Genomic DNA, 6,086 nt, shown 5'->3' with positions numbered 1-6,086 from the left:
AGCTTGCCCAACTGGAACGGGCCATAGGCGATGCGGATCAGGCGGCTGACCGGCAGGCCCAGCCATTCGAACACGCGGCGGACCTCGCGGTTCTTGCCCTCGCGCAGGCCCACGGTCAGCCAGGAATTATAGCCGACGGTACGGTCGATCACCGTTTCGATGGGACCATAGGCCAGCCCCTCGATGACCACACCCTCTTCCAGCTTGCGCATGGTTTCCGGCGTCGGCACACCATGCACGCGGATACGGTAGCGGCGCAGCCAGCCCGTCGAGGGCAATTCCAGATGCCGGGCCAGCGCCCCGTCATTGGTCAACAGCAGCAGCCCCTCCGACGACAGATCGAGGCGGCCAACCGAAATCACGCGCGGCATGGTATGGGGCAGATGGTCAAAGACGGTGGCTCGCCCCTTCTCATCCCGCGCCGTCGTCACCAGGCCTTCCGGCTTGTGGTAGCGCCAGAGGCGCGTCGGTTCCGGTTCGCCCACATTCTGGCCATCCACCTGGATACGGTCGCCATCGCGGACCAGAAAGGCCGGGCTTTCCAGCGTCACGCCATTCACGCGGACGCGGCCTTCCGCGATCCAGCGTTCGGCATCGCGGCGGGAGCAGACGCCCGCGCGGGCAAGCCGCTTGGCAATGCGTTCACCCCCGGCAAGCTCGGGCGTGGCATCAAGGTCGGTTTCGTCGGCAACGGCATCAACCGGCACCTGACGCAAGGGATCGTAGCTGTTCTGGGACATGGGGGCGGAGATTACGCGCGAAACCGGGCCGCCGCAAGCAGCCCCCCGCCTTGACGGGCGCGACCGTCCCATGCAGCCTTGCGCGCATCATGACCGACCCTGCCCCTGCCCCCGCCCCCAGCCCCATGGACCTTGCCTTCGCCGAAGCGGAGAAGGCCGCCGCACGCGGGGAGGTGCCCGTGGGGGCCGTCGTGGTGGACCCTGTCACGGGACATGTGCTGGGGGCCGCCGGCAACCGGACGGAGGAACTGTCCGACCCCACGGCCCACGCGGAAATCCTGGCCATCCGGCAGGCTGCCGCGGCTCTGAACAGCCCGCGCCTGCCCGGCCTGGACCTGTTCGTCACCCTGGAGCCCTGTGCCATGTGTGCCGGGGCCATCAGTTTTGCCCGGCTGCGCCGCGTCTATTTCGCAGCTTACGACCCCAAGGGCGGGGCCGTGGATCATGGCCCTCGCTTTTTCCAGCAGCCCACCTGCCACCATGCCCCCGACGCCTATGGCGGATTCGGGGAGGAACGGGCAGCCATGCTGCTGCGCGATTTTTTCAAGGACCGGCGATAGGAGTGTCCCGATGACCCAAGCCCCCATTCCCCCTGTGGTCGCCCTGGCCGATGCCAGCGCCCCGGCCGAAACCTACAGTCCCGCCGCCGACCGCATCCTGTCGGGCAATCCGGTGCAGACCGTCAGCAACCGGTTCAGCAGCGCCGATGGCCGCTTCAATTGCGGGATCTGGACGGGCGCTGTCGGGTCCTGGCGCGTGATGTTCACGGAGAATGAGTTCTGCCAGTTGCTGGAAGGCGTGGTCATTGTCAGAGGCGACGATGGCAGCGAGCGCCGCTTTCATGCCGGCGACGCCTTCGTGATGCCGTCCGGCTTCACCGGGGTGTGGGAGATCGTGGAACCCGCGAAGAAATACTACGCCGTATATGAATGAGGCCGCTCAGTCCGGCCAGCGCCGATGCTGCCACATCCACTGGCCGGGCTCGTCGCGCACCCAATCCGCCAGAAGCGCATTCACCTGTGCCATGGCGGACAGGATGTCTGCCTTCCCATCCTCGCCGCGCCGGAATTCCAGCGGCGGCAGCACCGTGACCCGGAACCGCGCCGCGCCTGTGCGCACCACGCGGATGGGCACGGCCGGTGCGTCGTAGCGCAAGGCCAGATCGGCCAGCACCGTGCCCGTGCGGGCCTGGCGCCCCAGGAACGGCACCAGCGGCCCCTCGTTCAGCTTCTGGTCCACCAGCAGCCCGACATGGCCGCCGGTCCGCACCGCCGCCATCAGGCCACGCGCCGCCTCCCGCCCCTTGGGCACCATGGTGCCGCCCAGCGGCGCGCGGGCGCGGGCCAGCATTTCCGCTACATGGGGATTGTTGGGCTTGCGGAAAACATAGGTCAGAGGCAGGCCCAGCCTGGCCGCCACCATGGCGCACAGTTCCCAATTGGCGAAATGGCCGGTGAAGACGATGCCGGGCCGGCCATCATCGCGCAGCGCCACCAGATGCTCGGCCCCCGACAATTCCACATGCCGGTCGAAATGGGCGGCGATGCGGTCAAGATGCACATATTCGGCAAAGGTGCGGCCCAGATTGTCCCAGGCCTGGATTATCACCGCATCGATCCGCGCCGGCTCCATCCCTGGCAGGGCGCGTTCGATATCCCGCCGCATCCGCCGCGACCGCGACAGACGGGGACCCAGCCGGCGCAGCAGAGCGCCGCCCATGTCGGACGCCCGCTCCGGCGACAGAAGCCGCATGGCCCGGATGAACAGCCAGACCAGGGCCGCCTGCAGGCGATAACCCAACACGCGGTCGAACCGGCGGCGCAGACGGCCGTGATCAGCCATGGGCCCCCTCCATCAACCGGTCCAGCAACCGCTCCACCGCCGCCGGATCATCCCAGGACAGGCGCACGGGCAGCACACAGACACGCTGTCGCCATTCCGGCGTCAGGCGCATGGCATCCTTCTCCGTCGTCACCAGCATGGCCCCGCTCTGCATGGCCCGGTCGGACAGCGCGGACAGTTCGGCGGGCGTGAAATCATGATGGTCGGCAAAGGACACCTGCTCCACCAGACGCGCGCCGATCATCCGCAAGGTGTCGAAAAACTTGGCCGGCCGGCCGATGCCGGCAAAGGCCAGCACCGGCCGGTCGCGCAGCGTCGCCGCCACGGCCGGATCGGGCACCAGACGGGCGGACAGGAGAGGCAGGTTTCCCGCAACGCTCCTGGCTGCTGCCATCCCCGGCCCGTCACCGACAACCACAAGCGCATCAGCCCGCAAAACACCGGCGGTCAGGGTCTCACGCAACGGGCCGGCCGGGATGACGCGACCATTGCCGAAGCCGGTCCCGCCATCCACCACGATCAGCGACAGGTCCTTTCGCAGGGACGGATTCTGGAACCCGTCGTCCATGACGACGGCCCGCACACCGGCCGCGACCATGGCCTGTGCCGCCGCCGCCCGGTCACGCCCGATCCAGGCCGGGTGATGCAGAGCCAGCAGCAACGGCTCGTCCCCCACATCGGCCGCCGTGTGATGGGCGGGGTCGACGGCCAGCGGCCCCGCCAACCGGCCCCCATGCCCGCGCGACAGTGACGCCGCCGCGACGTGGCGGGCCTTCAACCGTTCCACCAGATCGCTTACCACCGGCGTCTTGCCGGTACCGCCGGCCACCAGATTGCCCACGCACAGCACGGGCACCGGCACCGCGACAGGGCGCCCACGCCCCAGACCGGCACAGGCCCGCCATAGCCAGGATAGCGGGGTCAGCAGTGCCGAGACCAGACCGGGCGGCCGATACCAGAAACCCGGCGCCCGCATCACCCGATCCCCGCCCGCGACAACAGTGGCCCCAGCGCCAGCATCACCCTGTCGACGGCCTTGGCATTGCGCAGGGCCACGGCCCGCGCAGCCTCAGCCTGCGTCCGGCGGGGCACAGGGTCGGACAGCAGCCTGTCCACCGCGGCCGCGATCCCTTCCGGCCCCGGCACAGGCAGAAGCCCGCCGGCAGCCTGCATCTCCGCCGCGACCTCCGCGAAATTGAACATATGCGGCCCGTGGATCACGGCGCTGTCCAGCAGGGCCGGCTCGATAGGGTTGTGCCCACCGACCGGTACGAAGGACCCGCCCATCACGGTGACGGGCGCCAGCCGGAAGACCAGCCCCATCTCCCCCAGCGTATCCATCAGATAGACATCATCGCCGGCACCGGGCTGACCGCCGCTGCTGCGCCGGGCAAAGGACAGGCCGGCCACCGACAGCATCTCTGCCACGGCCTGCCCCCGGTCGGGATGGCGCGGCACCAGCAGCAGCATTGCATCCGGCCGTGTCCGCCGCAATTCCCGCTGCGCCGCGATGGCCATCGCCTCCTCCCCCGCATGGGTGCTGGCGAAGGTCCAGACGGGGCGGGTGCCGATACGGGCCCTCACGTCCGCCAGCGCCCCCTCTTCCACCGGCAGGGGATCGGCGGAATATTTCAGGTTGCCGATGGCGCGGCTGTCGCCGATGCCCAGCGCCCGCAAGCGATCCGCCTCCAATGCCGTCTGGGCCAGTGCCATTCCGAACACGGACAAAAGCCGCCGTGCGGTGCGCGGAAAACGGCGCCAGTTGCGGAAACTCTTCTCCGACAGGCGGGCATTGACTAGGGCGCAGGGAATGCCGGCGCGCCGGATGGCGGACAGCAGATTGGGCCAGAATTCCGATTCCACCCACAAGACCAGATCGGGCCGCCAATGCGCCAGAAAGCCATCGACGGCAGCGGACAGATCGACCGGCACATATTGGTGAAAGGCGCGCGGACCGGGCAGGCGCCGGGCCATCAGGTCGGCCGACGTCACCGTTCCCGTCGTCACCAGGATGGACAGACCGGCATCGGTGGACAGAAGGTGCTGTACCAGGGGCAGCACCGCCAGGGATTCCCCGACGGATGCGGCATGCAGCCAGACCAGCCGTCCGGCCGGGCGCGGGATCTTTGGTTGGCCCAGCCGTTCATGGCGGCGGTCCGGGTCCTCCTTGCCGCGCACGGCCCGGCGGTCCAGGACGCGGTGGACGGCGGGGCCGGCCAGACGCGTCAGGCCGCGATAAAGGCTTTCCAGCATGGGATGTTCAAGGTTCCGGGCATCGGCGCGCACCCTAGCACGCGGTCGGGCGCCGCCGCCACCCCGGCCCGGAACGATCCCAGGATTGCCCATCGCGCGCCCCAATCCGGCCTTGATCAACGACCACCGTGATCATGACCGGACGCGAGATCCGGAAATCAAACTCTGGTGATGATCATGCGCACATCCCTGCCTTTTGCGGCCCTTACGGCCGCCCTGCTGGCCCTGACGCCCGCCGGCGAGGCCCTGGCCGACCGGGACGACGACCATCGCGGTCGTCCCCATCAAGGTCCTGAACGGGGACGCGACCGCGACCATGACCGGGGTCGCGACCATCATGACCGGGGCCGGGGCCGCGACGAACACCGGCACGATCATTACCGGCCGGCGCCGCCGCCACCGCCCCGGGTCGTCCACCATCACCATCATCACCGGCCGCCGCCCCCGCCGCCGGTCGTGCATTATCATGTGGTGCAGCCCCATCAATGGCATGGCCATTACGGGCAGCGCTGGCACCGCCTGCCGGAATTCTATTCCCTGAATGTCGGGATCGACCGGGGCCGCTGCGACCGGCGCACGGTGGGCAGCAATGTCGGCACCCTGCTGGGCGCCGTTGCCGGCGGGCTGGCCGGGTCCACCATCGGCGATGGCCGTGGCCAGATCGCCGTCACGCTGGGCGGCGTGCTGGTGGGTGCGGCCATCGGCAGCAGCCTGTCCGGCGGCTATGACGGCGCCGATTATGGCTGTGCCGTGCAGACCTTCGAACGCGCCCCCACGGGCCAGGCGGTGGTCTGGGACAACCCGGACGCGGGTGCCCGCTACACGCTGATCCCGACCCGCACGTATGAAGCCTCATCCGGCCGCTATTGCCGGGAATATACCAGCCGCGCCGAAATCGGCGGCCGGGCGCAGGCGGTCTATGGCACCGCCTGCCGCCAGCCTGACGGAAGTTGGGAGATTGTAGGCTAAGAGACCCGATGCCCCCTTGACGCGGGCGGCCCGACGCATGACCTTAGGGACATGATGCGGGCGCCCATGGGGCGGCCCCGTTCCCCCGATTGCGGCGCCGGCCCTGTTCACAGACATGCCCCGCCCCGGCAGTGGAGATTGTTCCGATGCGTAACGCTTTCACCCGCCATGCCCGTGCCACCGGCATCGCCGCCCTGCTGGTGGCCCTGCCGATCTCGGCACCGGCCCTGGCGGAAGAGGCGGGCAAGCCCGTGAACACGTTCAAGCCCATCACCCGTGAGG

The 6,086-nt window shown here is 69.2% G+C and carries 7 protein-coding genes; 3 read left to right on the top strand and 4 right to left on the bottom strand.

What is annotated here, in order from left to right:
• On the bottom strand, nt 1-740 hold a 740-nt coding region (locus KBA48_RS31940), incomplete at its 3' end, for a pseudouridine synthase (RefSeq protein WP_292912716.1).
• An 89-nt stretch (nt 741-829) separates the two neighbouring features.
• On the opposite strand from KBA48_RS31940, the gene KBA48_RS31935 reads away from it, so the two are divergent.
• Together KBA48_RS31935 and KBA48_RS31930 are read left to right on the top strand one after the other, a co-directional pair.
• Nucleotides 830-1,300 (top strand): nucleoside deaminase, encoded by a 471-nt coding sequence (locus KBA48_RS31935; protein ID WP_367273904.1) that lies wholly within the window; start codon nt 830-832, stop codon nt 1,298-1,300.
• A gap of 10 nt (nt 1,301-1,310) precedes the next feature.
• Nucleotides 1,311-1,673, top strand: coding sequence for a cupin domain-containing protein (locus KBA48_RS31930; RefSeq protein WP_292912715.1), 363 nt, complete (start codon nt 1,311-1,313; stop codon nt 1,671-1,673).
• A gap of 6 nt (nt 1,674-1,679) precedes the next feature.
• Here KBA48_RS31930 and KBA48_RS31925 read toward each other — a convergent pair whose 3' ends face one another.
• The 3 genes from KBA48_RS31925 to KBA48_RS31915 are packed head-to-tail and all read right to left on the bottom strand — an operon-like array spanning nt 1,680 to nt 4,835.
• The gene (locus KBA48_RS31925; protein ID WP_292912714.1) at nt 1,680-2,582 is read right to left on the bottom strand and encodes a lipid A biosynthesis lauroyl acyltransferase; all 903 of its coding nucleotides are present in this window, start codon (nt 2,580-2,582) and stop codon (nt 1,680-1,682) included.
• The gene (gene lpxK / locus KBA48_RS31920) at nt 2,575-3,558 is read right to left on the bottom strand and encodes a tetraacyldisaccharide 4'-kinase (RefSeq protein ID WP_292912713.1); all 984 of its coding nucleotides are present in this window, start codon (nt 3,556-3,558) and stop codon (nt 2,575-2,577) included. The genes KBA48_RS31925 and lpxK overlap by 8 nt, the downstream gene beginning before the upstream one ends.
• Nucleotides 3,558-4,835: a 3-deoxy-D-manno-octulosonic acid transferase gene (locus KBA48_RS31915; protein WP_292912712.1), complete on the bottom strand. Its 1,278-nt coding sequence runs from the start codon at nt 4,833-4,835 to the stop codon at nt 3,558-3,560. The genes lpxK and KBA48_RS31915 overlap by 1 nt, the downstream gene beginning before the upstream one ends.
• A 177-nt stretch (nt 4,836-5,012) precedes the next feature.
• Here KBA48_RS31915 and KBA48_RS31910 point away from each other — a divergent pair, with 177 nt between their 5' ends.
• Nucleotides 5,013-5,804, top strand: a complete 792-nt coding sequence (locus tag KBA48_RS31910; RefSeq protein WP_292912711.1) for an RT0821/Lpp0805 family surface protein — start codon at nt 5,013-5,015, stop codon at nt 5,802-5,804.
• Nucleotides 5,805-6,086 lie beyond the last annotated feature (282 nt).

The organism is Niveispirillum sp. (assembly GCF_017996735.1).
Lineage (GTDB): Bacteria > Pseudomonadota > Alphaproteobacteria > Azospirillales > Azospirillaceae > Niveispirillum.
Note: the sequence above shows the minus strand (reverse complement) of the source record. Positions and strands in the feature narration are given on the sequence as shown.